Raw genomic sequence first — 26404 nt, 5'->3', positions numbered from 1 at the left:
AAGCCATGACGGTTGCTTATCTCGGGATGGGGGCCAATCTCGGCGACGCACGCCAGGCCTTGAAGGACGCAGTGGTCTGCCTCGCCCAGCAGCACGCCATCACGGTGCTCGGCAAGTCGAGCCTGTATCGGACGGCGCCCGTCGACGCGGGCGGCGGCGACTACTACAACTGCGTCGTGAAGATCGACACGACGCTCGCCGCGCGCGCGCTCCTCGCGCTCTGCCAGAAGATCGAGCACCACTTCGGCCGCGAACGGCCGTACCGGAACGCGCCGCGCACGCTTGACATCGACATCCTGCTCTACGCTGAACAAACGATCGACGAGCCCGACCTCATCGTCCCGCATCCGCGCCTGACCGAACGCGCGTTCGCGCTCGTGCCGCTCGTCGAGATCGAGCCCACGCTCGAAATCCCCGCGCGCGGCCGCGCCGAAGCGTTCCTCGCGGACGTCGCGCACCAGCGCATCGAGAAGGTCCAGACTTGCCAGTGCCTGGCGATGCGGGCCGCCGCCGAAAAGAACCGCTGCCGATGAACTCGACACCGCTCACCGTCACCGCCCCCGACTGGCGGCCGCCGTGCCGCTACCTCGCGATCGAAGGACCGATCGGCGTCGGCAAGACGACGCTCGCGACGCTGCTCGCCGAACGCTGGTCGATGCGCGCGCTCCTCGAACGCCCGCAGGACAACCCGTTTCTCGAACGCTTCTATCGCGACACCGCGCGCTACGCGCTGCCGGCGCAGCTCGCGTTCGCGCTGCAGCGCGAGCACCAGGCGCGCGAGATTGCCGCCGCATACGAAGCGAACACACCGATCGTTGCGGATTTCATGCCGCAGAAGAACGAAATCTTCGCGCGGCTCACGCTGCCCGACGACGAATGGCAGCTTTACCGCTCGCTCGCCGCGCATCTCGACGCACCCGCTCCCGCGCCCGACCTCGTCGTCTATCTGCAGGCGAGCCCCGAAGTGCTGTTCGCGCGGATCCAGAAGCGCGGCCAGCCGATGGAGCTGCAGATCGGCGACGCGTACCTGCGTTCGCTCTGCGACGCGTACAACGAATTCTTCTATCACTACGACCGCACGCCCGTGCTGACGGTCGCAGCCGAGCACCTGAATCCGCTCGACTCCCCCGACGACCTTGCACTGCTCGTCGAGCGCATCGCGTCGATGCGCGGCCGCAAGGAATTCTTCGTCAAAGGCGGCGGCGCGCGCTGACGGACGCGCGCGCGGTCGCTCGTCGCGACGCCGCCTTTTCTCTCACCATCGAATCGGACCTCCCATGACCTACCTTCAGGAATCCAGCCGACCGGCCGTGACGGTGCCCAAACTGCAGGCGATGCGTGAAGCCGGCGAGAAGATCGCGATGCTGACCTGCTACGACGCGAGCTTCGCCGCCCTCCTCGACCGCGCGAACGTCGACGTGCAGCTGATCGGCGATTCGCTCGGCAACGTGCTGCAGGGCCAGACGACGACGCTGCCCGTCACGCTCGACGACATCGCGTATCACACCGCATGCGTCGCGCGGGCGCAGCCGCGCGCGCTCGTCGTCGCGGACCTGCCGTTCGGCACCTACGGTACGCCCGCCGATGCGTTCGCGAGCGCGGTGAAGCTGATGCGCGCGGGCGCGCAAATGGTCAAGCTCGAAGGCGGCGAATGGCTCGCCGACACGGTGCGCTTCCTCGTCGAGCGGTCGGTGCCCGTGTGCGCGCACGTCGGGCTCACGCCGCAGTCGGTGCACGCGTTCGGCGGCTTCAAGGTGCAGGGCAAGACGGAAGCGGGCGCCGCGCAATTGCTGCGCGACGCGCGCGCGGTCGAGGATGCGGGCGCGCAGCTCGTCGTGCTCGAAGCGGTGCCGACGCTCGTCGCGGCCGAAGTCACGCGCGAGCTGACGATCCCGACGATCGGCATCGGCGCGGGCGCGGATTGCTCGGGCCAGGTGCTCGTGCTGCACGACATGCTCGGCATCTTCTCCGGCAAGCGGCCGCGCTTCGTCAAGGACTTCATGCAAGGGCAGCCGAGCATCTTCGCGGCTGTCGAGGCGTTCGTGCGCGCGGTGAAGGACGGCAGCTTTCCCGGGCCCGAGCATTCGTTCTGATGAGGGAGTGACGGCCTGATCGCGCGCGGCGCGGCTTCGCTCGCACGCCACGCTTCGCACTTGGGCGCCGTAGCGCTCGAGAAAAAGCGGCATCCGACGTGTGCGGATGCCGCTTTTTCATGTCGACCGCCGAACAGCAAGCGACACGTCGTCGAGCATGAGCGCGCGGCTGGTTCGATGCATGCATGTCGCCGTGCCGCCGCCGCGCCATTCCGAACGAGCGGCGCGGGCCGCGCACCAACCAGCGCGTCGGCCGGCATCAGCGCATCGTGACGCGACACGCCGTCGAGCGCCGGCTCGCTCCCGGCTCCGGCCTCCTTGTCGTCAAGCCGCCGCTGCACCGCCTCGCACGAGCCGCGCGGGCACCGCGCCGCGCAGCGCGTTGGCCAGCATCAGCGCATCGGCGTGCAGCAGGTCGTCGAGCGTGAGCACGCGCTCGGTCGCCTGCAGCGCCGGATCGGCGAGCAGCACGCCGCGCATCACGCCCGGCAGCACGCCCGACGACAGCGGCGGCGTGAACCAGCGCCCGTCGAGCTTCACGAACACATTCGTCCGCCCGCCCTCCGTCAGCTCGCCGCGCTCGTTGAAGAACAGCATGTCGAACGCGTCGCGCGTCTCGGCGCTCTTCCACGCGCGATCATAGTCGGCACGGCGCGTCGTCTTGTGCGCGAGCAGCACGTCGCCCGAACGCATCGGCGCGAAGCCGTGCTCGGGTGCGAGCAGCACGCCGACCGCGCCGCCCGCGAGCGGCGCAAGCGGCGCGGCCGTGAGGTCGAGCGTGCCGTCCTTCGCCAGCGCGACGCGGAAACGATGTTCGCCGTCGCCCAACTGCGCGCAGCGCTCGTCGATGCGCCGCTTCGCGGCCGCTTCGTCGAACGCGAAGCCGAGCGCGTCTGCGCTCGAACGCAGCCGCGCGAGATGGCGGTCGAGATGACGCACGCCGGCATCGCGCGTCGCGTACATCGTCTCGAACAGCTGGAAGCCGGGATCGGCGTCGGTCAGAAAGCGCGCTTTCAATTCGCACTCCGCATATTCGTCGGCGGCGACGCTGTCGAGCACGATTCCCGCACCGACGCCCATCGTGCCGCATCGGTGGCCGTCGGCCGCCGGCGCGTCGAGCGTCAGCGTGCGGATCGCGACCGACAGGCAGAAGTCGCCGCAACCGCGTGCCGCACTCGGCGGGCGGGCGTCCTTCGAGACGCGCCCCGAGGAAGCGTTGCCCGGAGCCGCTCTCCGGGAGGATTCCTTCAAGGTGCCTCCCATGGAGTCTTCTTCCGGGGCGCCCTGCCCGGCGGCTTCCTGCGCGGGGCCGTCCGATATCGCATCAAGCCAGCCGATCGCGCCCGTGTAGAGCCCGCGCGGCGTCGTCTCGATCGCGTCGATCAGCTGCATCGTCCTGTGCTTCGGCGCCCCCGTGATCGAGCCGCACGGAAAGAGCGCGCGCAGCACGTCGGCGAACGTCGCACCGTCGACGAGGCCCGCTTCGACCGTCGACGTCATCTGCCACACCGACGCATACGGCTCGACCGAGAAGAGCGCCGGCACTGTCACCGACCCCGTTCGCGCGATGCGCGCGAGGTCGTTGCGCAGCAGATCGACGATCATCACGTTCTCCGCGCGGTTCTTCGCGTCGTTCGCGAGGAACTCGGCCGCGGCGGCATCCGCGCGCGGATCGTCGGAACGCGGCGCGGTGCCCTTCATCGGCCGCGCGCGCAGCAGCGCGCCCGACTTCTCGACGAACAGCTCCGGCGAGCACGACACGACCCACGCATCGCCCGGCAGCGCGATCAGCGCGCCGTAGCGCACCGGCTGGCGCGCGCGCAGGCGGCGGTACAGCGCGAGTGGCGCGCCGAACGCATCGAAGCGCAGCCGGTATGTGTAGTTGATCTGATACGAGTCGCCCGCGCGCAGCGCGTCATGCACCGCGGCGATCGCCGCGTCGAACGCGTCGCGCGTCACGCTCTTCGTCACGTGCGCGACGCCCGCGGCCGACGGCTCGGCCGCGCCGCCGTCGCGCGCGGCGAGCCACGCGTCGGCTTCGTCGCACGACAGCTTCGCGCATTCCGAGAACAGCAGAAACCGCAGCGCGCCGCCGCCCCGCTTCCCGAGCTGCAGATCGCACCCGAATTCGTAGTCGCCGAGCACGACCGCGTGCAGCCCTTGCCGCGCATCGTCGGCGACGGCCGCGCACACCGCGTCGAGCTCGGCCGGATCGACGCAGACGCGCTCGTGCGAGAAGCCCAAATACAAACGACTCGACCGCGCTGCCGCGGTCGAGTCGCAATCGTCGAAGAGCGCGAACACCGCGCCCGATTCGTCAGTCATCCTGCATCACCTGCGTGCTGCGTGCCGCCCGTCACTCGAAGAAGCTCTTCACGCGATCGAACCAGCTCTTGCTTTGCGGGCTGTGACGCGGGCCGCCTTCCGCGAGCGACTTCTCGAACTGCTTGAGCAAATCGCGCTGCTGCTCGGTGAGCTTCACGGGCGTCTCGACCTGCACGTGCACGTACAGATCGCCGGCGATGCTCGAACGCAGCCCCTTGATGCCCTTGCCGCGCAGACGGAACGTCTTGCCCGACTGCGTGCCTTCCGCCACCGTGAACGACGCGCGGCCGGCGAGCGTCGGCACTTCGATCTCGCCGCCCAACGCCGCCGTCGTGAACGGAATCGGCATCTGGCAGTGCAGGTCGTCGCCGTCGCGCTCGAACACCGAGTGCGGCTTGATGTGGATCTCGACGTACAGATCGCCGGACGGCCCGCCGTTGATGCCCGGCTCGCCGTTGCCGGCCGAGCGGATCCGCATGCCGTCGTCGATGCCCGCCGGAATCTTCACTTCGAGCGTCTTGGTTTCCTTCACCTTGCCGGAGCCGTGGCAGTGCACGCACGGTTCCGGGATGTAGGTGCCGGTGCCGTGGCACTTCGGGCAGGTCTGCTGGATGCTGAAGAAGCCCTGCGACATCCGCACCGTGCCCTGGCCGTGACACGTTGGGCAGGTTTCCGGCTTCGTGCCCGGCTTCGCGCCCGAGCCATGACAGACGCCGCACGACGCCCAGCTCGGCACGCGGATCTGCGTGTCGTAGCCGTGCGCCGCCTGCTCGAGCGTGATCTCCATGCTGTAGCGCAGGTCCGCGCCGCGGTACACCTGCGGACCGCCGCGTCCGCGGCCGCCCCCAGCGGCGGCCTGGCCGAAGATGTCGCCGAAGATGTCGCCGAACGCGTCGGCAAAGCCGCCGAAGCCTTGCGCGCCGGCCGCTCCCATGTTCGGATCGACGCCCGCGTGGCCGTACTGATCGTACGCCGCCCGCTTCTGGCCGTCCGACAGCATTTCATAGGCTTCCTTCGCTTCCTTGAAATGCTCTTCCGCATCCTTGCTGTCCGGATTGCGGTCGGGGTGGTACTTCATCGCGAGCTTGCGATATGCCTTCTTGATTTCGTCGTCGCTTGCATTCTTCGCGACGCCCAGAACCTCGTAGTAATCCCGTTTCGCCATATCGTTTCAATGCCGCCGCGCGAAGCGCGCGCAACGGCTCCTCTCGCTTCCAGTAAAGTCTTGCGACTGGTTGAGCGCCGCGCCGGCCGGCCCGCAGAAGCCGGTCGGCGCGGCGCTCGCCATAAAACAAATGTGCCCGGAGAGCCGCAAGGCCCGCCAGGCGCAAGTATGATCCGCCAATTCGGCAGTGAAGAAACGGACCCGGGAAGGCCGTGCCGCGCACCCCGCGTGGGTGCCGGCACGGCCCGACCTCGACCCGGCTCAGTCCTTCTTCACTTCCTTGAAGTCGGCGTCGACGACGTCGTCGGCCGTCTGCGCGCCGCCCTGCGCCGCGCCTTCGGCTGCCGCACCGGCTGCGCCCGCCGCGCCGGCCTGCTGCGCCTGCATGTCGGCGTACATCTTCTCGCCGAGCTTCTGCGACGCCGTCGCGACCGCTTCGATCTTCGCATCGATCGTCGCCTTGTCGCTCGACGCGCCCTTCAGCACGTCCTCGAGCTCCTTCAGCGCGGCTTCGATCTTCTCCTTCTCGCCCGCGTCCAGCTTGTCGCCGTACTCGGCGAGCGCCTTCTTCGTGCTGTGGACGAGCGCGTCGCCCTGGTTGCGCGAATCGGCCAGCTCACGCAGACGGTGATCTTCTTCCGCGTTCGCTTCCGCGTCCTTCACCATCTTCTCGATCTCGGCTTCGGACAGGCCCGAGTTCGCCTTGATCGTGATCTTGTTTTCCTTGCCGGTCGCCTTGTCCTTCGCGCCGACGTGCAGGATGCCGTTCGCGTCGATGTCGAAGGTCACTTCGATCTGCGGCACGCCACGCGGGGCGGGCGGAATGCCTTCCAGGTTGAACTCGCCGAGCAGCTTGTTGCCCGCCGCCATCTCGCGCTCGCCCTGGAACACCTTGATCGTCACGGCGCCCTGGTTGTCGTCCGCCGTCGAATACACTTGCGAGTGCTTCGTCGGGATCGTGGTGTTCTTGTTGATCATCTTCGTCATCACGCCGCCGAGCGTCTCGATGCCGAGCGACAGCGGGGTCACGTCGAGCAGCAGCACGTCCTTGCGGTCGCCCGACAGCACCTGGCCCTGGATCGCCGCGCCGACCGCGACGGCTTCGTCCGGGTTCACGTCGCGGCGCGGGTCCTTGCCGAAGAATTCCTTCACCTTCTCCATGACCTTCGGCATGCGGGTCTGGCCGCCCACCAGGATCACGTCGTCGATGTCCGACACCTTGACGCCCGCGTCCTTGATCGCGATGCGGCACGGCTCGATCGTACGCTCGACCAGATCCTCGACGAGCGCTTCGAGCTTCGCACGCGTGATCTTCAGGTTCAAGTGCTTCGGACCCGACGCGTCCGCCGTGATGTACGGCAGGTTGATTTCGGTCTGCTGGCCCGACGACAGCTCGATCTTCGCCTTTTCGGCCGCTTCCTTCAGGCGCTGCAGCGCGAGCACGTCCTTCGACAGGTCGACGCCCTGCTCCTTCTTGAACTCGCCGATGATGTAATCGATGATGCGCTGGTCGAAGTCTTCGCCGCCGAGGAACGTGTCGCCGTTGGTCGACAGCACTTCGAACTGCATTTCGCCGTCGACGTCCGCGATCTCGATGATCGACACGTCGAACGTGCCGCCGCCGAGGTCATACACGGCGATCTTGCGGTCGCCCTTCTCGGCCTTGTCGAGGCCGAACGCGAGCGCGGCCGCCGTCGGCTCGTTGATGATCCGCTTGACTTCGAGGCCCGCGATACGGCCGGCGTCCTTGGTCGCCTGGCGCTGGCTGTCGTTGAAGTACGCCGGCACCGTGATCACGGCTTCCGTGACCGGCTCGCCGAGGTAATCCTCAGCGGTTTTCTTCATCTTGCGCAGCACTTCGGCCGAGACCTGCGGCGGCGCGAGCTTCTGGCCGTGCGCTTCGACCCACGCGTCGCCGTTGTCGGCCTTGGTGATCTTGTAGGGCATCAGGCCGATGTCCTTCTGCACTTCCTTCTCCTCGAAGCGGCGGCCGATCAGGCGCTTCACCGCGAAGAGCGTGTTCTTCGGGTTCGTCACCGATTGACGCTTGGCCGGCGCGCCGACGAGCACCTCGTTGTCGTCCATGTAGGCGATGATCGACGGCGTCGTGCGCGCGCCTTCCGAGTTCTCGATGACCTTGACCTGATTGCCTTCCATCACGGCGACGCACGAGTTCGTGGTGCCGAGGTCAATACCGATGATCTTTCCCATTTTTCCTAATCTCCAGAAATCCCTGTTCGCTGCGGCGTTGGCGGGTTGCTACCCGCTGCGCCGCGCCATATTCGACTCTGCACTCGAAATAAGTGCGGCCGCGTCGTTTTCAAGACCCCGAAGGCGATGCGGCCATTAAATTTTTTCAATCGGCGGGACGGCCCGCTTCGCCCGCGACGGCGGCCTCCGCCTTCGCGCGCGCCGCGGCGACGGCCGCCTCGAACTGCGCGAGCCCGTGCCAGCCGGTCACCCGACCGAGCCGCTTGCCGCGCCGGAAGAAGAACCAGGTCGGCACGCCGTGCAGCACGAAGCGCCGCGCGAGTTCGCGGTGTTCGTAGACGTTGCTATGGAACCATTCGAGGCCGAGCGCGCGGATCGCGTCCGGGTTCGCGAGCATCGCTTTCTTCGCGATTTCGCAGTTGAAGCAGTCAATGCCCCAGAAGAAGACGACGGCGAGCGCGTCGCCCGCGCTCGCGAGCCCGGCGTCGAAGCTCTCGGCGTCCAGTTCCTGCATGTCGAACGCCGCGAACGCGGTCGCGTCGACGCCCGTGCCCGCCATCGCCGCCCCTTACTTCGGTTGCGCGACCGTCACGAGCGCCGGACGCAGCACGCGGTCGGCGATCGTGTAGCCCTTCTGCAGCACGGCAACGACCGTGTTCGGCTCCTGGTCGGCCGGCACCATCGAGATCGCCTGGTGCAGGTGCGGATCGAACTTCTCGCCGACCGGATTGAGCGCCGCGACGCGGCCCTTCTCGAGCGCGCTCTGCAGTTGGCGCAGCGTCAGCTCGACGCCTTCGCGGACTTTCGCGAGATCGCCGGACGTGTCGCCCACCGCCGCCTCGAGGCTGTCGAGCACGGGCAGCAGGTTTTCGGCGAAGTTCTCGATCGCGAATTTGTGCGCCTTCGCGACGTCGTCCTGCGCGCGGCGGCGCACGTTTTCGGTTTCCGCCTTCGCACGCAGGAAGCTCTCCTGCAGCTCGGCGATCTTGGCTTGAGCCTCGGCGAGCGCGGCTTCTGCAGCCGGCGCCGCGTTTTCCGCGGCTTGCGCCGCCGGTTCCGCGGCCTGCGCCTCGCGACCGGTTACTTCAGTCGTTTGGTCAGTCGGGTTCTCTTGCGTGTTTTCCATATCGCTAGAAAGTCGGTTTAGAGGGTTAAAGCCAAAACGGCAGCCGGTTTCGCGCCTTTTCGCGCAAACGGCCGACGCCGCACAATATCGGTGCAAATGGGGCCCCAGGCGACGATTTCAAGTGGGTTTGCCGCAAGAATCGCGCCCCCGCCGGAGGCATCGCGCCGCGCCGCGGTGCGCCGCGGCCGCCGCCCCGATTCAGGCCGAAACGGCCTGTAACAACCCTTACCGGCCGGTCGCTGGATCGCGCCGGTGCGCTGAACTACACTTCCGACAGGCGCGTCGACGACCATGTATACCCTGACCCGACAACGCCCGACACCGGACCAGAGGCCCTTTCACCCGTCGTCTCGAGGGGGAGTACCGTGAAACTGACCTTCGCTATTTCGGCAGTCGCGCTGGTACTCATCGCCGGCACGACGACCATCTGCCTATCGGGCGCCGTCACCGAACGCACGACGGAATACGGCAGCGTGCGCGCGACGTTCGATCAGCTATTCAGCTCCCATTCGAAAATCTGTCGATGACCCGGCGGTCCCGCTTCGTCGGCCGCCCTTGCAGCTCGGCCGCCGGCTCGCGGAAACGCCGGCGCCGGTCGAGCTCCGCAAGACGCTTCTCCCGCCCCGCTTCCGTCTCCGCATAGAGCGTCTGCGCGACGCTCGCCGGCCCGCGCACGTCGCATACGCCGACCACGTCGACCTGCCAGACGACGCTCTCGATCGTCACGTCGACCCGGTCGCCGACGCGCACTTCCTTCGCCGGCTTGACGGCCGCGCCGCCGATCTTCACGCGCCCTTTTTCGACCGCGTCGGCCGCGAGCGAACGGGTCTTGAAGAAGCGCGCGGCCCAGAGCCACTTGTCGATGCGCAGCCGCGCACCGGGTTCGGTCGAAATCTTGAAGTTCATGGCAGTCAGCTCACGACCTCCGGCGCCGCCGCGACGCGCACCGGCCAGCCTTGCAGGTTTTCGGCGGCGATCTCGCCGAGCGCCGCGATCCACGCGGGCAACGCGTTCAGGCATGGAATCCGGTGGAATTCCTTGCCGCCGCCGTGCAGGAACTCGTCGCGCACCTCGATCCCGATCTCCTCGACCGTCTCGAGGCAGTCGGCGGTGAAGCCCGGGCAGAACACGTCCGCGCGACGCACGCCCGCCGTGCCCAGTTCCTTGAGCGTCGGCGCCGTATAAGGCTGCAGCCATTCGGCCTTGCCGAAGCGCGACTGGAACGTGACCCGGCACTCGAACGTCGTGAGGCCGAGCGCGGACATCAGCAGCGCGGCCGTCTGCTGGCATTGTTCGTGGTATGGATCGCCGAGATCGAGCGTGCGCTTCGGCACGCCGTGAAAGCTCAGCACGAGCTTGTCGCCCGAATCGAACGCGGGCCGGCCGTGCGCCGCCCAATACTGGCGGACCTGCTCGGCAAGCGCGTGGATGTACGCCGGGTGGTCCGCGTAGTGGCGCACCGTGCGCACCTCCGGCTGGTTGCGCATCCGGCCGAGCGCGGCGAACGCGGCGTCGAACGCGGTGGCCGTCGTCGACGCCGAATATTGCGGATACATCGGCAGCAGCAGCACCCGCTCGGCGCCCGCGCGCTTCAGTTGCGAGAGCACGTCGGCGATGCTCGGCGTGCCGTAGCGCATCGCGTGGTCGACGATCACCCGGTAGCCGTTCGCCGCGAAGAGCGGCCGCAAGCACTCGACCTGACGCTCCGTATGGACGCGCAGCGGCGAGCCCTCGGGCATCCAGACGGCCGCGTACTTCTTCGCGGACGCGCGGCTGCGCAGCGGCAGGATCAGCGTGCGCAGGATCACCTGCCAGACGGCCTGCGGGATCTCGACGACGCGCGGGTCGGACAGGAACTGCGCGAGATAGCGGCGCACCGCGCGCGGCGTCGGCTCGTCGGGCGTGCCCAGGTTGACGAGCAGCACGGCGACGCGGTGAGCGGCCGACGCCTGCGACGGCGGTTCGAGGTCAAAACGCATGGAAAGATCGTGCCGGAGCACCGAATCGAACGACACTCATTATAGCGGGGCGGCCCGGGCCCACCAGTCGGCCGTCCGGCCGATTGCGCTGCGCGCGGCGCGCCGGCACGATGCCGATGACGGACTCGATCGAGGGAAAACGGCGCGGGACGCCGCAAACGTGTGATGAAACGGCGATGAAGCGCGGGTGGAACCGGTTACTGCTGGCTGAGCGCCAGCGACAGGAGGCGCGCGGTGATGTCGACGATCGGAATCACGCGGTTGTAGGCCATCCGCGTCGGCCCGATCACGCCGAGCGTGCCGACGATCTTGCCGTTGACCTCGTACGGGGCCGTCACGACGCTCATTTCGTCGATCGGCACGAGCGTCGATTCGCCGCCGATGAAGATCTGCACGCCCTGCGCGTGGCTCGACACGTCGAGAAGCTGCAGGAGGCTCGTCTTCTGGTCGAACACGTCGAACAGCTTGCGCAGCCGCGCCATGTCGGACGAAAGATCCGCCACTTCGAGCAGGTTGCGCTCGCCGGAGATCAGCACGGTGTCCTCGTCGTCGGCCTCCTCGGTGCTCGCCGTGACGGCCGCGTGCATCAGCGCCGTCATGTCGCCGCGCAGTTCGTCGATCTCCTCGCGCAGCCGGCGGCGCACCTCGTCGAACGACAGGCCGGCGAAGTGCGCGTTGATGTAGTTCGACGCCTCGGTGAGCTGCGAGGGCGTGTAGTCGCGCTGCGTCGCGATCATGCGGTTCTGCACGTCGCCTTCGGGCGTCACGATGATGAGGAGGATCCGCTTGTCCGACAGGCGCAGGAACTCGATCTGCTTGAACACGTGGCTGCGGCGCGGCGTCAGCACGACGCCCGCGAACTGCGACAGGTTCGACAGCACGCTCGCCGCGGCCGCGACGACCTTCTGCTGCGGATCGCCCGCCTGCAGCGTGGTCTGCACGAGCCGCGTGACGGCGTCGGCGTCGATCGGCGACTCGACCGTCAGCATCGTGTCGACGAAGAGGCGGTAGCCGCGCGGCGTCGGCACGCGCCCCGCCGACGTGTGCGGGCTCGACACGAGGCCGAGCTCCTCCAGGTCGGACATCACGTTGCGGATCGTCGCCGGGCTCAGCTCGAGCCCGGAATAACGAGACAACGTGCGCGATCCGACCGGCTGACCGTCGGCGATATACCGCTCGATCAGAGTCTTGAGGAGGGTTCGTGCGCGTGGATCTAACATGACGGAAAATTTTAGCGCAACCGGGCGGCGCCCGCGAGCGTCCCGCGCGCATCGTCCGTTCCCCACCCGTTTTGCCGTCCCCGGGCCGGCGGGCGGTTCTTTTCGTCATCGAGCTATGGTGTAATGCCGGCATGAAAATCGGCCACCAATTCCATACCGTCGCGCTCGTCGGGCGCAGCAACACGCCAGGGATCGCCGAGCCGCTGGCGTCGCTTGCCGCGTGCATCGCGAAACGCGGCTTCGAAGTCGTGTTCGAGGCCGACACCGCGCAGGCGATCGGCAGCACGGGCTACCCGGCGCTCACGCCCGCCGAGATCGGCGCGCGCGCCGACGTCGCGGTCGTGCTGGGCGGAGACGGCACGATGCTCGGCATCGGCCGCCAGCTCGCGCCGTACAAGACGCCGCTCATCGGCATCAACCACGGCCGGCTCGGCTTCATCACCGACATCCCGGCGTCCGACATGCAGGACGTCGTGCCGATGATGCTCGCGGGCAGCTTCGAGCGCGAGGAACGCACGCTGCTCGAGTCCCGCATCGTGCGCAACGGCGAGCCGATCTATCACGCGCTCGCGTTCAACGACGTCGTCGTGAACCGCAGCGGCTTCTCCGGGATGGCCGAGCTGCGCGTATCGGTCGACGGCCGCTTCATGTACAACCAGCGCTCGGACGGCCTCATCGTCGCGACCCCGACGGGCTCGACCGCGTACGCGCTGTCGTCGTCGGGGCCGATCCTGCATCCGCAGCTGCAGGGATTCGTGCTCGTGCCGATCGCGCCGCACGCGCTGTCGAACCGGCCGATCGTGCTGCCGGACGATTCGAAGATCGCGATCCAGATCATCGGCGGGCGCGACGTGAACGTGAACTTCGACATGCAGTCGTTCACGGCACTCGAGCTGAACGACACGATCGAGGTGCGCCGCTCGAAGCACACGGTGCCGTTCCTGCACCCGGTCGGCTACAGCTACTACGTGACGCTGCGCAAGAAGCTCCACTGGAACGAACACCCGTCGAGCGAAGAAGACGACGACGCATAAGCCCTGACGCCACCTTCCGACCGCCACTCATGCTCCGCCACCTCTCGATCCGCGACTTCGTCATCGTCGCCGCGCTCGACCTCGAATTCGACAGCGGCTTCTCCGTCTTCTCGGGCGAAACGGGCGCCGGCAAATCGATCCTGATCGATGCGCTCGCGCTCGCGCTCGGCGAACGCGCAGACGCGAGCGTCGTGCGCGCCGGCTGCGCGCGCGCCGACATCAGCGCCGAATTCACGCCGCACGACCGCGTCGTACGCTGGCTCGACGAGCATGCGTTCGACGCCGACGATACAGTGATGCTGCGGCGCGTCGTCGACGCGAACGGCCGCTCGCGCGCATTCATCAACGGCACGAGCGCGACGCTCGCGCAACTGCGCGAAGTGGGCGAGATGCTCGTCGACATCCATGGCCAGCATGCGCACCAGCTGCTGATGCGCACGGACGCGCAGCGCGAGCTGTTCGACGCGCACGCGGGGCTCGTCGCCGACGCGGCCGCCGTCGCGCGCGGTTTTCGCGCGTGGCGCGACGCGACGCAGGCGATCGAGGCCGCGCAGGCGCACGAGCGCGAGCGCCAGCTCGAACGCGAAAAGCTCGCGTGGCAGCTCGCCGAGCTCGACAAGCTCGCGCCGCAGCCGGGCGAATGGGATGAAATCAACACCGAGCACAAGCGCCTCACGCATTCGGCGAACCTGATCGACGGCGTCCAGGGCGCGCTCGACGCCATCTCCGAATCGGACGACGCGATGCTCACGCAGCTCGGCGCGATCGTGTCGAAGCTTCGCAGCCTCGCCGAATACGATCCGGCGCTGAACGACGCGCTCGCGTCACTCGAGCCGGCCGAGATCCAGCTACAGGAGGCGTCGTACTCGCTGTCGCACTACGCGCAGCGGCTCGACCTCGATCCGGACCGCCTCGCGCAGGTCGAATCGCGGCTCGACGCGCTGCACTCGACCGCGCGCAAGTTCCGGCTGCCGCCCGAGACGCTGCACGACGAGCACGAGGCGCGCCGCGCGCAGCTCGCCGAACTCGACGCCGCCGCCGACCTGACCGCGCTGCAGGCGATCGCCGACCAGGCGAAGGAAGCGTATCTCGCCGACGCGAAGAAACTGTCGAAGGCGCGCGCGCAGGCCGCAAAGGCGCTCGGCGCGGCGGTGACGACGGGCATGCAGGAGTTGTCGATGGCGGGCGGGAGCTTCGAAGTCGCGCTCGTGCCGCTCGCCGAAGGCGGCGCGCACGGGCTCGAGCAAGTCGAATTCCGCGTCGCGGGCCATGCGGGCGTGCCGCTGCGGCCGCTCGCGAAGGTCGCGTCGGGCGGCGAGCTCGCGCGGATCAGTCTCGCGCTCGCGGTGATCGCGAGCGCGGCGAGCCCGACGCCGACGCTCATCTTCGACGAAGTCGACACGGGCATCGGCGGCGGCGTCGCCGAGGTGGTCGGGCGGCTGCTGCACCAGCTCGGGCAGATGCGGCAGGTGCTGTGCGTCACGCACCTGCCGCAGGTCGCCGCGCGCGGCGATCATCACTTCCAGGTCGCGAAGGGTCAGGACGGCGACGGCGGCATCGTGTCGACGGTCGTACCGCTCGACCGCGCGAGCCGGATCGAGGAAGTCGCGCGGATGCTGGGCGGTCTCGAAATCACCGCGACGACGCGCAAGCACGCGAAGGAGATGCTCACCGCGTGACGCGGCGCGCGCGCCGGATGCGGCGGTTCCGCGCGTCGCGGCGACGACCGTCCTCGCGACTTCGGACGTCGGCGATCCGGCCGCATCGTTCCGGCTCCGGGCCCGCCCGGCAAGGGTTACGCGGCAACCGAAATACGGCGATCCAATCGAGCCACCCTGATCGCCCGGCGTCGCGGACGGCGGCGGACGGATGACGGGCGGACGGGCGGACGGGCGGATGACGGATGGCGGTGCGGGCGGCGGGCGGCGGGCGGCGACAGACAACCACGGCCGCCAGACCGGCATCGCGCCCGGTGAAAGCTGACGGCGCTTCAGGAAAGGAACGGCTGGAGAAGCGCCACGTGCCGGACAGAAGCGCGGCCCACCGGGCGCGGCCGGCAACACGCTCGCCCCCCCTTTCCGCTACGCGCCGAACACCCGATTCCACAGCGCGACCACCGCATCCCGCTCGGCCGCGACCCGCTCCGGCTCGACGCGCGCCTTCTCCATCCCGTCGAGCCGCAGCCTGTGCTGCAGCTTCCGGTAGGTCCGGTAAGCCGCGCCGACCGTCTCCGCCTCGTCTTCGCTCATCAGCCCGAAGCGCGACACCTCGCGCAGCAGCGCGATGTTGCCGGTATTGCGGATCATCTCGGGATGGCGCGCCGCGTGCAGCAGCACCCAGTACTGGACGACGAACTCGATGTCGACCATCCCGCCGCGGTCGTGCTTCAGGTCGAACAGCTCGCTCGTGTTCGGATGTCCGGCGAACACCTTGTCGCGCATCCCGGCGATCTCCTTCGCGAGCACCGCCGCGTCGCGCGGCGTCGTCAGCACCTGCACGCGGATCTCCTCGAACGCCGCGCCGATCTGCGCGTCGCCCGCGCTGTAGCGCGCGCGCGTGAGCGCCTGGTGCTCCCACACCCACGCGGTGTTCGCCGCGTCGCCCTCGCGCAGCTGGTAGCGCCGGAACGCGTCGAGGTCCGTGACGAGGAGGCCCGCCTCGCCGTTCGGCCGCAGCCGCAGGTCGATGTCGAACAGCGTGCCCGCGCCCGTCGCGGTCGTGAGCCATGTGATCAGGCGCCGCGTGAACGTCGTGTAGACGTCGGCCGCGCGCTCGTCCGGATCGTCGTACAGGAAGATCAGGTCGAGATCGGACGCGTAGCCGAGCTCCTTGCCGCCCAGCTTGCCGTACGCGATCACCGCGAAGCGCGGCGTGTCGCGGTGGCGCTTCGCGAGCTGCGACCAGACGACGTCGATCGTCACGTCGAGCATCGCGTCGGCGAGCTCCGACAGGCGGTCGCTCACGCGCTCGACCGACAGCTTGCCCGCCAGATCGAGCAGCAGGATCCTGAACACCTCCGCGTGGTGCGCGTGACGCAGCAGGTCCATCTGATGCTCGGCGCCGTCGGCGGCCGCGAGCCGCGTGCGCAGCGCATCCTTGAACGCCGGCCAGTCGAACGGGCTCTCGATCGCCTCGTCGTCGAGCAGCTCGTCGAGCAATTGCGGATGGCGGATCAGGTAGCCGCCGCCCCAGCGCGTCGCGCCGAGCACCGACAGCACGCGCCGCAGCGCCGCCGGATATTCGGTCAGGAGCGCGAGGTACGCGCCGCGCCGGCCGACTGTCTCGAGCAGGTCGAAGCAGCGCACGACGGTCTCGTCGCGATGCGCGGCGTCGATCCGCGGCGCCGCCTCGAGCGCGCGCTGCGCGACGCGGTCGAACCGCACCCGGCTCGATTCCGGCAGCCCCGTGTAGCGCGACGAGCGCCATACCGCCTGCAGCCGCGCGAGCACCGCCGCCGGATCGGCGAAGCCGAGCTCGGCGAGGCGCGCGGCGAGCGCGTCGTCGGCGCCGTCGTCGGCGAGCGCGCCGCTCCAGATGCAACCCGCCGCGCCTTCGTCCGCGCGGCGCTTGCCGCCGCCCGCCTTGTCGGCGAACACCTGGTCGAACTGCGCCTCGACGAACGCGCGGTGCCGGTCGAGCTCCGTCATCAGCGCCGCATAGTCTGCGAACCCGAGCGACGCGGCGAGCGCCCCGCGCTCGGCCGGATCGACCGGCATCGCGTGCGTCTGCGCGTCGTTCCGGTATTGCAGCCGGTGCTCGAGCGTCCGCAGGAACAGATAGGCATCGGCGAGGCCCGCGCGGACGTCGTCGGCGATCAGGCCGCTCGCGTTCGCGTGGCGCAGCACCGCGAGCGTCGGCCGCACCCGGAAGCGCGCGTCCTGGCCGCCGCGAATCAATTGGAACACCTGCGCGCTGAACTCGATCTCGCGAATCCCGCCGCGGCCGAGCTTGATGTCGTCGGCCTTGTCGGGCCGCATCGTCGCGCGCCGGCGCGCCTCCTGGCGGATCTGCTCGTGCAGCGACCGGATCGCGCCGATCACGCCGAAATCGAGATAGCGCCGGTAGACGAACGGCTTGACGATCGCGTCGAGCTGCTGCGCGAGGCGCCGCGCGGCGTCGCTCGTGCGCTCGGTCACGAGCCGGCCCTTGATCCACGCGTAGCGCTCCCACTCGCGCCCCTGCACGTAGAAATACTCCTCGAGCATCCCGAGGCTGCAGACGAGCGGGCCCGAGTCGCCGTTCGGGCGCAGCCGCATGTCGACGCGGAACACGTAGCCGTCGGCCGTCGCCTCGGACAGCACGCCGATCAGGCGCCGCCCGAGCCGCGTGAAGAACTCGTGCGCGGAGATCGGCGTGCGGGCGCCGCCCGCCGTCTCGCCGTCGTCCTCGTAGACGAAGATCAGGTCGATGTCGGACGACACGTTCAGCTCGCGGCCGCCCAGCTTGCCCATCCCGACGACGCCGAGCGCGAGCCGCTCGCCCGACGGGCCGCGCGGCTCGCCGTACAGCGCTTCGAGTTCCGCCGACAGCAGCGCGACCGCGCGCTGGATCGCGACCTCCGCGAGGTCGCTCATCGCGCCCGTGACTTCGGCGACGTCGGCGCGCCCCGACAGGTCGCGCTCGGCAACCGCGCCGAACGCCTCGATGCGCAGTTGCCGCAGCGCCTTCTTCAGCGTGTCCTCGGACGGCGGCTGGCCGCCTTCGGCGAGCAGCGCGTCGAGGCGCGCGTCGAGCGCCGCGCGCGTGACGGGCGCGGCCGCCCACGCGGCGATGCGCTCGGCGAGCGCCGGACGCGCCGCGGCCGCGCGGGCGAGATAGTGCGAATAGGAAAGGGACAGCAGATCGGAGGCGTCGGTCATCGTCAAACGCGCGTCGCGCGGTGAAAGGCCGCCAGCCGCCGCGCGCGGACGGCGCACGGAGCAGGCACGCGGCCGGCCGGACAGCCCGCGCGAACGGCGTCGCGAAAGCCGTCTGCGGGAACCCGTGTGATACATTTGAACGTCAGTCCGCAAAACTACCATATCGCCGCCCTTTCGCCGCATGTCCGACCGTCAGGATTCCGCCGCAACGACCGAAGCCGGACCTCCGCAGCACGATCACCCGGTCCTGCGTCGCGTGTTCAAGGGCGTGCTGGCGATCGCGCTCGCCGCCTACTTCATCGCGGCCGCGCTCTTCCTCGGGCTGCGCTACCTGCTGCTGCCGCGCATCGACGAGTACCGTCCGCGGATCGAAACCTTCGTCTCGCAAAAGCTCCACGCCGAATTGCGGATCGGCCGGCTCGCGCCGCACTGGTCGGGGATGCAGCCGGGCGTCGACATCAGCAACCTGACGATCCGCGGCCGCGACGGCCGCGTCGCGCTGTCGGTCCCGCACGCGACGGCCGCGCTGTCGTGGCGCTCGCTCGCGCGTTTTGCGCCGACGCTGTCGAGCCTCGTCGTCGACAATCCCGACCTGCTGACCGAGCGCCGCGCGGACGGCTCCCTCTTCGTCGCGGGCGTCGCGGTGCCGACGACGAAGACGGGCGCCGACGACACATTCAGCGCGTGGCTGCTGAAGCAGGAGGCGATCGTGCTGCGAGGCGGCACGCTGCGCTGGCGCGACGCGCAGCACGACGCGCCCGAGCTCGCGTTGAAGGGCATCCGCATCGCGGTGCTGAACGACGGCATCGTCCACCGGATCGCGTTGCAGGCGCCCGCGAACGGCACGCTGTTCCACGGCCCGCTCGACTTCCGCGCGCGCTTCGTCCACAAGGCGCTCGCGCCGATCGGCAAGCCGTCGAACTGGACGGGCGACGCGTACCTGTCGACGGGCCCCGTCGACCTGCCGACGCTCGCGCGCTATGCGAACATCCGCCTGACCGCGTACGCGGGCCGGATCGACAACGCGATCTGGGCGCATTTCGCCGACGGCCATCTGTACGGCGCGGGCGGCGAGCTGCGCGGCTACGACGTCGCGCTGCGCGTGCGCCCGACGCAGCCGCGGCTCGACATCCCGGTCGCGCGCTTCGGCTGGGATCTCGCGATCGATCCGAAGCGCGACTACACGCTGCACCTGTCGCGGCTGCACGCGGAGCTCGGCCAGCCGCCGCTGCCCGACGGCACGCCGCTCTCCCGCGCGCTCGCGCTGCACACGCTGACGGCGCGCTACCGCGTGCCGAGCGTCGACGAAGGCCAGTTGCTGAGCGTGTCCGGCGACCGCGTCGATCTCGGGATCCTCGCCGAATTCATCCGCGGGCTGCCGCTTCCGGCGCGGCTGCGCAACGAGCTCGTGCGCTTCGATCCGCGCGGGCTCGTCGCGAACTACGCGATCGAGGTCGAGCGCGCGAAGCCGGCGAGCGCCGAGTTCGTCGACGAAGAGCGCCAGAGCGGCACCGCGCCGATCATCCGCTACCGGTTCCAGGGCGACCTGCAGGGGATCAGCTTCGAGGCGCAGGAGCCGCCGCCCGGGCTGTCGCCGCACGGGCATCCGCGCGCGGGGATTCCGGGCGTCGAGAACCTGTGGGGCCACGTCGACGCGGACGAGAAAGGCGGCGCGGCGCGCTTCGACACGGTCGACGCGGCCGTCACGGTGCCCGGCGTGTTCGACGAGCCGCGCCTCGCGTTCGACCGGCTGCGCGGCCGCGCGAGCTGGACCATCGCGCCGGCGGCGGGCGAGCGGCACGCGCGGGTCGACGTCGCGGTGCCGGAGTTCTACGTCGAGAACGCCGACGCCGCGATCGCGGTCGCGGGCAGCTACGCGAACCCCGGCCACGGCCGCGGCTCGCTCGACCTGAAGGCCGACTTCGAGCGCGCGGCCGTCGCGCGCATCACCCGCTACCTGCCGACGAGCCTGTCCGACCACCTGCGCCTGTACCTCGGCCACGCGCTGCAGGCGGGCCAGGTGAAGAAAGGCGCGACGATCGTCGCGAAGGGCCCGCTCGAGACGTTCCCGTACGAGCACGATCCGAAGGCCGGCGTGTTCCACATCGTCGCGCCGTTCTCGGGCGGCAAGTTCGAGCCGACGCCGCAGCCGCCGCGCACGCTCGCGAACGGCACGCCGAACGTGTGGCCCGCGCTCGACGGGATCGACGGCGTGTTCGAGCTCGAGCAGAACAAGCTGCGCTTCGACATCGACCGCGCGCACTACAAGGGCGTCGCGCTCACGAAGGTGACGGGTCGAATCGACGATCTCGGCCGCCCCACGCATTCGCCGCTCGTGATCGAAGGCCGCGCGCACGGCCCGCTCGCCGATCTGCTCGACTACGCGAACCGCAGCGCGGTCGCCGGGATGACGGGCCACGTCGGCAATCTCGTGCGCGCGCGAGGCCCGGCCACGCTCGCGCTCAAGCTCGAAATCCCGCAGCACGTTGCGCATCCGCACGTCGGCGTCGACGGCGCGCTCGGCTTCGGCGGCAACACGCTCGAAGCCGACGGCGTGCCGCCCCTCACGCGGCTGCGCGGCAACCTGCGCTTCACCGAGCACACCGCGACGGTCGACCGGCTGACCGCGCGCTTTCTCGGCGGCGACGTGCGCGCGAGCGGCTCGCTGTCGGCGAACGGCCGCTATGCGTTCGACGTCGACGGCCGCCTGTCGGTCGACGCCGCGCGCGGGCTGAACCTGCGCGGCGCGGCGGCGGCCGCGCTCGAGCGCGTCGTCGGCGAAGCGCCGTATCGGCTCGCCGTGCGCGGTGCGAAAGGCGGTCTGCCCGACATCGCCGCGAGCTCGGACCTGACGGGCGTCGCGCTCGACTTCCCCGCGCCGTTCGCGAAGCCGGCCGGCACGCCGATGCCGTTCAGCTTCGCGCTCGCGCCCGAGCCGCAGGCGGGCGCCAAGCCGCTCGAGCGCGCGGACCTGACGCTCGGCCCGCTCGCCGCGACGTACCTGCTCGACGTCGAGCGCGGCCAGCCGGTGCGCGCGGTGCGCGGCGCGATCGGGATGAACCGGATGCCCGACATGCCGCAGGAAGGCGTGAGCGCCGCGATCGACGTGCACGAGCTCGACGCGGATGCCTGGCAGGCGTTCGCGCAAGGCTTCGGCAAGTCGCCCGCCGCACGCGAAAAGCCGGCCGCCGCGCCGATCGATCTCGCGAGCTTCGCGCCGAAGCGCTTCGCGCTCCACTTCGGCACGCTGAAGCTCCTGAAGCGCAACTGGGAAAACGTGATCGTCGGCGCGTCGCACATCGACGACCTGTGGCAGGCGAACATCGCGTCGAACCAGGTGTCCGGCTATCTGTCGTGGGCGCCGGGCGGCGGCCCGACGGGCGCGGGCGTGCTGAGCGCGCGGCTCGCGAAGCTCGTGATCCCGGAGAGCGCCGAGCACGATCTCGTCGGCCGCGCGATCGATTTGCCGACGCCCACCAACCATGCGATGCCGGCCATCGACCTCGTCGTCGACCAGGTCGTCGCGCGCGGCCACGACATCGGCCGGCTCGAGGTCGACGCGCGCAACTTCGACGAGAACGGCATCCCCGTCTGGCAGCTCGACAAGCTCGAGCTCGCGAACCCGGCCGCGAAGCTCACGGCGACCGCGAACTGGCGCACGTCGCGGCGCGCGCTCGCGCGCGGCGTCGACGAGGACGACGCGCCGCGCCGCACGGTGTTCGACTTCACGCTCGCGATCGACGACGCGGGCGCCCTCCTCGACCGCGTCGGCCTGCCGAGGACCGTCGAGAACGGGCGCGGCACGCTGTCGGGCAAGGTCGCATGGCGCGGCGGCCCGACTTCGATCGACTATCCGACGCTGAACGGCCGCCTGTCGCTCGACCTCGCGCACGGCCAGATCCTGAAGGTCGATCCGGGCGCGGCGAAACTGCTCGGCGTGCTGAGCCTGCAAGGCCTCGCGCGCTTCCTGACGCTCGACTTCCGCGACGTGATCGGCAAGGGCCTGCCGTTCGAGACGATCACGGGCACGGGCAGGATCGAGAACGGCATCGCGCATACGCAGGATTTCGAAATGAAGACGTCGCCCGCGAAAGTGACGGTGACGGGATCGGTCGATCTCGCGCGCGAGACGCAGGACCTGAACGCGCACATCGCGCCGAAGGTCAGCGCGAGCGCGGCCGCGATCGGCGCGGCGATCTTCAATCCGCTCCTCGGCCTGGGCGTGCTCGCCGCGAACCTCGCGCTGTCGCAGACGCTCGCGCACGCGTTCGCGGTGAACTACGCGATCACGGGATCGTGGGCGCATCCGCACATCGAGCGTGTGGGCAACGATCGGGGTAAGATGGGCTACGCGCCCGCGGCCGCCGAGCATTGACGCGGCCGCCGGGCCCGCACCCTTTTTTCGGCTATCGAATCCGCCATGACCGACCGCCACGCCTTAGCCACGCCGTTTCGGGTCGCCGCGCTGCAGATGGTCAGCACGCCCGATCTCGAACGCAACCTCGCCGAAGCCGGCCGGCTGATCGCCGACGCGGCGGCGTCGGGCGCGCGGCTCGTGCTGCTGCCCGAATATTTCTGCTTCATGGGTCACACCGACGCCGACAAGCTCGCGCTCGCCGAGCGCTACCAGGACGGCCCGATCCAGCGCTTTCTCGCCGACCGCGCGCAAGCGCACGGCGTCTGGGTGATCGGCGGCACGCTGCCGCTCTCGGCGCCCGAGCCGTCGCGCGTGCTGAACACGACGCTCGTGTTCGACCCGCAGGGGCGCGAAGCGGCCCGCTACGACAAGATCCACCTGTTCAACTTCGAGAAGGGCGACGAGTCGTTCGACGAGGCGCGCACGATCCGCCCGGGCGACGCGGTGCGCACGTTCGACGCGCCGTTCGGCCGGGTCGGCCTGTCGGTCTGCTACGATCTGCGCTTTCCGGAGCTGTACCGGAAGATGGGCGACTGCGCGATGATCGTCGTGCCGTCGGCATTTACGTACACGACGGGCCGCGCGCATTGGGAGACGCTCCTGCGCGCCCGCGCGGTCGAGAATCAATGCTACGTGCTCGCCGCCGCGCAAGGCGGCAAGCACGAAAACGGCCGCCGCACGTGGGGCCACAGCATGCTCGTCGATCCGTGGGGCGAAATCGTCGCGGTGCGCGACGAAGGCGCGGGCGTCGTCGCGGGCGATATCGATCCCGCGCGGATCGCCGACGTGCGGCAGAGCCTGCCCGCTTGGCGGCACCGCGTGCTCGCATGAGCGCCGGATCACCGGACCGCCGCCATTGAAAGACGGCCGCCGCGATCCATCTAACCGGAAAGAAGGCGCGTCCGACAACCGTTTCAGAATTTGAGAATCCCCAAATCCGCATGAACATCATCGAACCCGGCATCCGCAATCTCGCACTCGCGAAGGACGTCCTGCTCACGCCGTACGGCCTCGACGAAACCCTCCTGACGCGCACGCTCGCGGACATCTTCACGCATCGCGTCGACTACGCGGACCTGTACTTCCAGGCGACCCGCAGCGAAGCGTGGAGTCTCGAGGAAGGCATCGTCAAATCGGGCAGCTTCAGCATCGACCAGGGCGTCGGCGTGCGCGCGGTCGCGGGCGACCGCACCGCGTTCGCGTATTCGGACGACCTGTCGTCCGACGCGATCCTCCAGGCGGCCGCGGCGACGAAGGCGATCGCCGCCGCGGGCGGCGGCAAGCAGAGGATTCGCGCCGCGTCGTCGCTGAAACGCATCTCGGGCCGCGACCTGTACCTGCCCTCCGATCCGCTCGCGTCGCTCGACGCGACCGCGAAGGTGAAGCTCCTCGAGCGCGTCGAGCAGATGGCGCGCGGCCGCGACCCGCGTATCACGCAGGTGATGGCGGGCCTCGCGGGCGAATACGACGTCGTGCTCGTCGCGCGCAGCGACGGCGCGCTCGCGGCGGACATCCGCCCGCTCGTGCGCGTGTCGGTGACGGTGATCGCCGAGCAGAACGGCCGGCGCGAGATCGGCTCGGGCGGCGGCGGCGGCCGCTTCGACTACGGCTACTTCACCGACGACGTGCTGTCGCGCTACGTCGACGACGCGGTGCACGCGGCGCTCGTGAACCTCGACGCGCGTCCCGCGCCCGCGGGCGCGATGACGGTCGTGCTCGGCCCGGGCTGGCCCGGCGTGCTGCTGCACGAAGCGATCGGCCACGGTCTCGAAGGCGACTTCAACCGCAAGGGCTCGTCGGCGTTCGCGGGCCGCATCGGCGAGCAGGTCGCGGCGAAGGGCGTGACGGTCGTCGACGACGGCACGCTGCCGAACCGCCGCGGGTCGCTGAACATCGACGACGAAGGCAACCCGACGCAATGCACGACCCTCATCGAGGACGGCGTTCTGAAGGGCTACATCCAGGACACGCTGAACGCGCGGCTGATGAAGATGCCCGTCACCGGCAATGCGCGGCGCGAATCGTACGCGGCGCTGCCGATGCCGCGGATGACGAACACGTACATGCTGAACGGCGACAAGGATCCGCAGGAGATCATCGAGTCGGTCAAACACGGCCTCTACGCGGTGAACTTCGGCGGCGGCCAGGTCGACATCACGAACGGCAAGTTCGTGTTCTCGGCGTCCGAGGCGTACATGATCGAGAACGGCAAGGTCACGTACCCGGTGAAGGGCGCGACGCTGATCGGCAGCGGCCCGGAATCGCTCAAGTACGTGAGCATGATCGGCAACGACATGAAGCTCGACACGGGCGTCGGCGTGTGCGGCAAGGAGGGGCAGAGCGTGCCCGTCGGCGTCGGCCAGCCGACGCTGCGGCTCGACAACATGACGGTCGGCGGCACCGCGTCATAATGCGGCGTTGCCGCATCGCGGCGCAGACAATTCGCGCGAATCGCCCACATCGCGCGGATTGCCCGCATTTTTAGGGTCACAGGATTGCCAGTTGCGCCCCGACCGGGTATAAATCTCGTTCTCGTATCGCTTCATTGATGAACCGCATTTCCGCCATGTCCGCAAAGTTTTACTTTTACTTTTTTTGGCATCTCAGACCGCTGGCGGATCGAGAGGAGTGATGGCGCGCGAAGCGCAACCGAATTCCCGAAAAACCGCCGGCGAACCCGGCGGTTTTTTTTCGCCCCGCCGGTTCGCAAGAGCGGCAGACGGACCGATCCGCAGGCTTTCCCGAACAACCCGATTTGTCGAATTGAATAGCTAGCCGCACCCGCGTTCGCCGGGCGGCGCACCGAACTGGAGAACCCAAGCATGCCCCCGCACAATACCGACGACGTCCGCATCCGAGAACTCAAGGAACTGATTCCGCCTGCGCACCTGATCCGCGAATTCGCGCTGAGCGAAGCGGTGTCGGAGCTCATCTACAACTCGCGCCAGGCGATGCACCGGATCCTGCACGGGATGGACGATCGCCTCATCGTCATCATCGGGCCGTGCTCGATTCACGACACCAAGGCGGCGCTCGAATACGCGGGCCGGCTCGTCAAGGAGCGCGAGCGCTTCGAGAACGAGCTCGAGATCGTGATGCGGGTGTACTTCGAGAAGCCGCGCACGACGGTCGGCTGGAAGGGGCTCATCAACGATCCGCATCTCGACAACAGCTTCAAGATCAACGACGGCCTGCGCACCGCGCGCGAGCTGCTGCTGGAGATCAACGAGATGGGGCTGCCCGCCGGCACCGAGTACCTCGACATGATCAGCCCGCAGTACATCGCCGACCTGATCTCGTGGGGCGCGATCGGCGCGCGCACGACGGAGTCGCAGGTGCACCGCGAGCTCGCGTCGGGGCTGTCGTGCCCGGTCGGCTTCAAGAACGGCACCGACGGCAACGTGAAGATCGCGGTCGACGCGATCAAGGCCGCATCGCAGCCGCACCATTTCCTGTCGGTGACGAAGGGCGGGCATTCGGCGATCGTGTCGACGGCCGGCAACGAGGACTGCCACGTGATCCTGCGCGGCGGCAAGACGCCGAACTACGACGCGGACAGCGTGAACGCCGCATGCGCGGACATCGGCAAGGCGGGCCTCGCCGCGCGGCTGATGATCGACGCGAGCCACGCGAACAGCTCGAAAAAGCACGAGAACCAGATCCCGGTCTGTGCGGACATCGGCCGCCAGATCGCGGCGGGCGACGAGCGGATCGTCGGCGTGATGGTCGAATCGCATCTCGTCGAGGGCCGCCAGGATCTGAAGGAAGGCTGCGAGCTGACCTACGGCCAGAGCATCACCGATGCGTGCATCAACTGGGACGACAGCGTGAAGGTGCTCGAAGGCCTCGCCGAATCGGTGAAGGCGCGGCGCGTCGCGCGCGGCAGCGGGAACTGATCGCGGGCGGGCCGGGCGACGCGGCGCGGCTCGATGCGTGCGCCGTGCGTCTCGTGCGTCTCGTGCGTCTCGTGCGTTG

At 69.2% G+C, this 26404-nt stretch carries 19 protein-coding genes and 1 pseudogene; 11 read left to right on the top strand and 9 right to left on the bottom strand.

Going from position 1 to position 26404, the window contains the following annotated elements; all coding sequences use genetic code 11:
- The first annotated feature begins 5 nt into the window (after positions 1-5).
- The 3 genes from folK to panB all read left to right on the top strand — a co-directional run bounded on the left by folK (position 6) and on the right by panB (position 2093).
- Entirely contained in the window at positions 6-533 is a 528-nt protein-coding gene (gene folK, locus BG90_RS11125) for a 2-amino-4-hydroxy-6-hydroxymethyldihydropteridine diphosphokinase (RefSeq protein ID WP_010116951.1), read from the top strand.
- Positions 530-1213: a deoxynucleoside kinase gene (locus BG90_RS11120; RefSeq protein ID WP_010116953.1), complete on the top strand. Its 684-nt coding sequence runs from the start codon at positions 530-532 to the stop codon at positions 1211-1213. Before folK ends, BG90_RS11120 begins: the two co-directional genes overlap by 4 nt.
- Before the next feature lie 64 nt (positions 1214-1277).
- Positions 1278-2093, top strand: coding sequence for a 3-methyl-2-oxobutanoate hydroxymethyltransferase (gene panB / locus BG90_RS11115; protein ID WP_010116954.1), 816 nt, complete (start codon positions 1278-1280; stop codon positions 2091-2093).
- Between the two features lie 324 nt (positions 2094-2417).
- On the opposite strand, the gene BG90_RS11110 is transcribed toward panB, so the two are convergent.
- From BG90_RS11110 to grpE, 5 genes are all read right to left on the bottom strand, one after another.
- Complete coding sequence (locus tag BG90_RS11110; RefSeq protein ID WP_010116957.1) at positions 2418-4418, bottom strand: chorismate-binding protein; 2001 nt, start codon at positions 4416-4418, stop codon at positions 2418-2420.
- Positions 4419-4449: 31 nt separating this feature from the next.
- Positions 4450-5583: a molecular chaperone DnaJ gene (gene dnaJ, locus BG90_RS11105; RefSeq protein ID WP_010116959.1), complete on the bottom strand. Its 1134-nt coding sequence runs from the start codon at positions 5581-5583 to the stop codon at positions 4450-4452.
- A gap of 261 nt (positions 5584-5844) precedes the next feature.
- Positions 5845-7794, bottom strand: a complete 1950-nt coding sequence (gene dnaK, locus BG90_RS11100; RefSeq protein WP_010116963.1) for a molecular chaperone DnaK — start codon at positions 7792-7794, stop codon at positions 5845-5847.
- A gap of 145 nt (positions 7795-7939) precedes the next feature.
- Entirely contained in the window at positions 7940-8353 is a 414-nt protein-coding gene (locus BG90_RS11095) for a thioredoxin family protein (protein WP_010106206.1), read from the bottom strand.
- Positions 8354-8362: 9 nt separating this feature from the next.
- Entirely contained in the window at positions 8363-8920 is a 558-nt protein-coding gene (gene grpE, locus BG90_RS11090; RefSeq protein ID WP_010116965.1) for a nucleotide exchange factor GrpE, read from the bottom strand.
- 365 nt (positions 8921-9285) lie between these two features.
- Between grpE and BG90_RS36725 the strand changes: the two genes are divergently transcribed.
- Positions 9286-9447, top strand: a complete 162-nt coding sequence (locus BG90_RS36725) for a hypothetical protein (protein ID WP_010116967.1) — start codon at positions 9286-9288, stop codon at positions 9445-9447.
- Here the strand turns inward: BG90_RS36725 and BG90_RS11085 are convergent.
- The 3 genes from BG90_RS11085 to hrcA all read right to left on the bottom strand — a co-directional run bounded on the left by BG90_RS11085 (position 9419) and on the right by hrcA (position 12119).
- On the bottom strand, positions 9419-9826 hold the full coding sequence (locus BG90_RS11085; RefSeq protein WP_010116968.1) for an RNA-binding S4 domain-containing protein: 408 nt from the start codon (positions 9824-9826) through the stop codon (positions 9419-9421). The genes BG90_RS36725 and BG90_RS11085 overlap by 29 nt on opposite strands.
- Positions 9827-9831: 5 nt before the next feature.
- The gene (gene hemH / locus BG90_RS11080; protein ID WP_010116969.1) at positions 9832-10899 is read right to left on the bottom strand and encodes a ferrochelatase; all 1068 of its coding nucleotides are present in this window, start codon (positions 10897-10899) and stop codon (positions 9832-9834) included.
- Positions 10900-11096: 197 nt separating this feature from the next.
- Complete coding sequence (gene hrcA, locus BG90_RS11075; RefSeq protein ID WP_010106211.1) at positions 11097-12119, bottom strand: heat-inducible transcriptional repressor HrcA; 1023 nt, start codon at positions 12117-12119, stop codon at positions 11097-11099.
- A gap of 131 nt (positions 12120-12250) precedes the next feature.
- Here hrcA and BG90_RS11070 point away from each other — a divergent pair, with 131 nt between their 5' ends.
- Both BG90_RS11070 and recN read left to right on the top strand, forming a co-directional pair.
- Positions 12251-13153: an NAD kinase gene (locus BG90_RS11070; protein ID WP_010106212.1), complete on the top strand. Its 903-nt coding sequence runs from the start codon at positions 12251-12253 to the stop codon at positions 13151-13153.
- A gap of 29 nt (positions 13154-13182) precedes the next feature.
- Positions 13183-14832, top strand: a complete 1650-nt coding sequence (gene recN / locus BG90_RS11065) for a DNA repair protein RecN (protein WP_010116970.1) — start codon at positions 13183-13185, stop codon at positions 14830-14832.
- A 402-nt stretch (positions 14833-15234) separates the two neighbouring features.
- On the opposite strand, the gene glnE is transcribed toward recN, so the two are convergent.
- The gene (gene glnE, locus BG90_RS11060) at positions 15235-18012 is read right to left on the bottom strand and encodes a bifunctional [glutamate--ammonia ligase]-adenylyl-L-tyrosine phosphorylase/[glutamate--ammonia-ligase] adenylyltransferase (protein WP_045568302.1); all 2778 of its coding nucleotides are present in this window, start codon (positions 18010-18012) and stop codon (positions 15235-15237) included.
- Positions 18013-18193: 181 nt separating this feature from the next.
- Here glnE and BG90_RS11055 point away from each other — a divergent pair, with 181 nt between their 5' ends.
- The 5 genes and pseudogenes from BG90_RS11055 (at position 18194) to aroG (ending at position 26325) form a co-directional block, all read left to right on the top strand.
- Entirely contained in the window at positions 18194-22387 is a 4194-nt protein-coding gene (locus BG90_RS11055; protein WP_010116977.1) for a YhdP family protein, read from the top strand.
- Positions 22388-22432: 45 nt separating this feature from the next.
- Positions 22433-23260, top strand: a complete 828-nt coding sequence (locus BG90_RS11050) for a carbon-nitrogen hydrolase family protein (protein ID WP_010106224.1) — start codon at positions 22433-22435, stop codon at positions 23258-23260.
- 110 nt (positions 23261-23370) lie between these two features.
- Positions 23371-24840, top strand: coding sequence for a metalloprotease TldD (tldD, locus tag BG90_RS11045; protein ID WP_010116979.1), 1470 nt, complete (start codon positions 23371-23373; stop codon positions 24838-24840).
- Positions 24840-25061: pseudogene (locus tag BG90_RS37825) on the top strand (hypothetical protein). The gene tldD and the pseudogene BG90_RS37825 overlap by 1 nt, the downstream one beginning before the upstream one ends.
- A gap of 190 nt (positions 25062-25251) precedes the next feature.
- Positions 25252-26325 carry a 3-deoxy-7-phosphoheptulonate synthase AroG gene (aroG, locus tag BG90_RS11040; protein ID WP_010116982.1) on the top strand — a complete coding sequence of 358 codons (1074 nt, stop codon included), beginning with the start codon at positions 25252-25254 and terminating at the stop codon, positions 26323-26325.
- The last annotated feature ends 79 nt before the right edge of the window (positions 26326-26404 follow it).

This window comes from Burkholderia oklahomensis C6786, from assembly GCF_000959365.1.
GTDB lineage: Bacteria > Pseudomonadota > Gammaproteobacteria > Burkholderiales > Burkholderiaceae > Burkholderia > Burkholderia oklahomensis.
Note: the sequence above shows the minus strand (reverse complement) of the source record. Positions and strands in the feature narration are given on the sequence as shown.

What these genes read in the sequence shown, in the direction of transcription:
- hrcA (WP_010106211.1), bottom strand. Translation starts at nt 12,119, where the DNA reads ATGTTAGATCCACGCGCACGAACCCTCCTCAAGACTCTGATCGAGCGG.
- folK (WP_010116951.1), top strand. Translation starts at nt 6, where the DNA reads ATGACGGTTGCTTATCTCGGGATGGGGGCCAATCTCGGCGACGCACGC.
- grpE (WP_010116965.1), bottom strand. Translation starts at nt 8,920, where the DNA reads ATGGAAAACACGCAAGAGAACCCGACTGACCAAACGACTGAAGTAACC.
- dnaJ (WP_010116959.1), bottom strand. Translation starts at nt 5,583, where the DNA reads ATGGCGAAACGGGATTACTACGAGGTTCTGGGCGTCGCGAAGAATGCA.
- dnaK (WP_010116963.1), bottom strand. Translation starts at nt 7,794, where the DNA reads ATGGGAAAGATCATCGGTATTGACCTCGGCACCACGAACTCGTGCGTC.
- hemH (WP_010116969.1), bottom strand. Translation starts at nt 10,899, where the DNA reads ATGCGTTTTGACCTCGAACCGCCGTCGCAGGCGTCGGCCGCTCACCGC.
- glnE (WP_045568302.1), bottom strand. Translation starts at nt 18,012, where the DNA reads ATGACCGACGCCTCCGATCTGCTGTCCCTTTCCTATTCGCACTATCTC.
- BG90_RS11055 (WP_010116977.1), top strand. Translation starts at nt 18,194, where the DNA reads ATGTCCGACCGTCAGGATTCCGCCGCAACGACCGAAGCCGGACCTCCG.
- BG90_RS11085 (WP_010116968.1), bottom strand. Translation starts at nt 9,826, where the DNA reads ATGAACTTCAAGATTTCGACCGAACCCGGTGCGCGGCTGCGCATCGAC.
- panB (WP_010116954.1), top strand. Translation starts at nt 1,278, where the DNA reads ATGACCTACCTTCAGGAATCCAGCCGACCGGCCGTGACGGTGCCCAAA.
- aroG (WP_010116982.1), top strand. Translation starts at nt 25,252, where the DNA reads ATGCCCCCGCACAATACCGACGACGTCCGCATCCGAGAACTCAAGGAA.
- BG90_RS11095 (WP_010106206.1), bottom strand. Translation starts at nt 8,353, where the DNA reads ATGGCGGGCACGGGCGTCGACGCGACCGCGTTCGCGGCGTTCGACATG.
- BG90_RS11110 (WP_010116957.1), bottom strand. Translation starts at nt 4,418, where the DNA reads ATGACTGACGAATCGGGCGCGGTGTTCGCGCTCTTCGACGATTGCGAC.
- BG90_RS11050 (WP_010106224.1), top strand. Translation starts at nt 22,433, where the DNA reads ATGACCGACCGCCACGCCTTAGCCACGCCGTTTCGGGTCGCCGCGCTG.
- BG90_RS11120 (WP_010116953.1), top strand. Translation starts at nt 530, where the DNA reads ATGAACTCGACACCGCTCACCGTCACCGCCCCCGACTGGCGGCCGCCG.
- BG90_RS11070 (WP_010106212.1), top strand. Translation starts at nt 12,251, where the DNA reads ATGAAAATCGGCCACCAATTCCATACCGTCGCGCTCGTCGGGCGCAGC.
- recN (WP_010116970.1), top strand. Translation starts at nt 13,183, where the DNA reads ATGCTCCGCCACCTCTCGATCCGCGACTTCGTCATCGTCGCCGCGCTC.
- tldD (WP_010116979.1), top strand. Translation starts at nt 23,371, where the DNA reads ATGAACATCATCGAACCCGGCATCCGCAATCTCGCACTCGCGAAGGAC.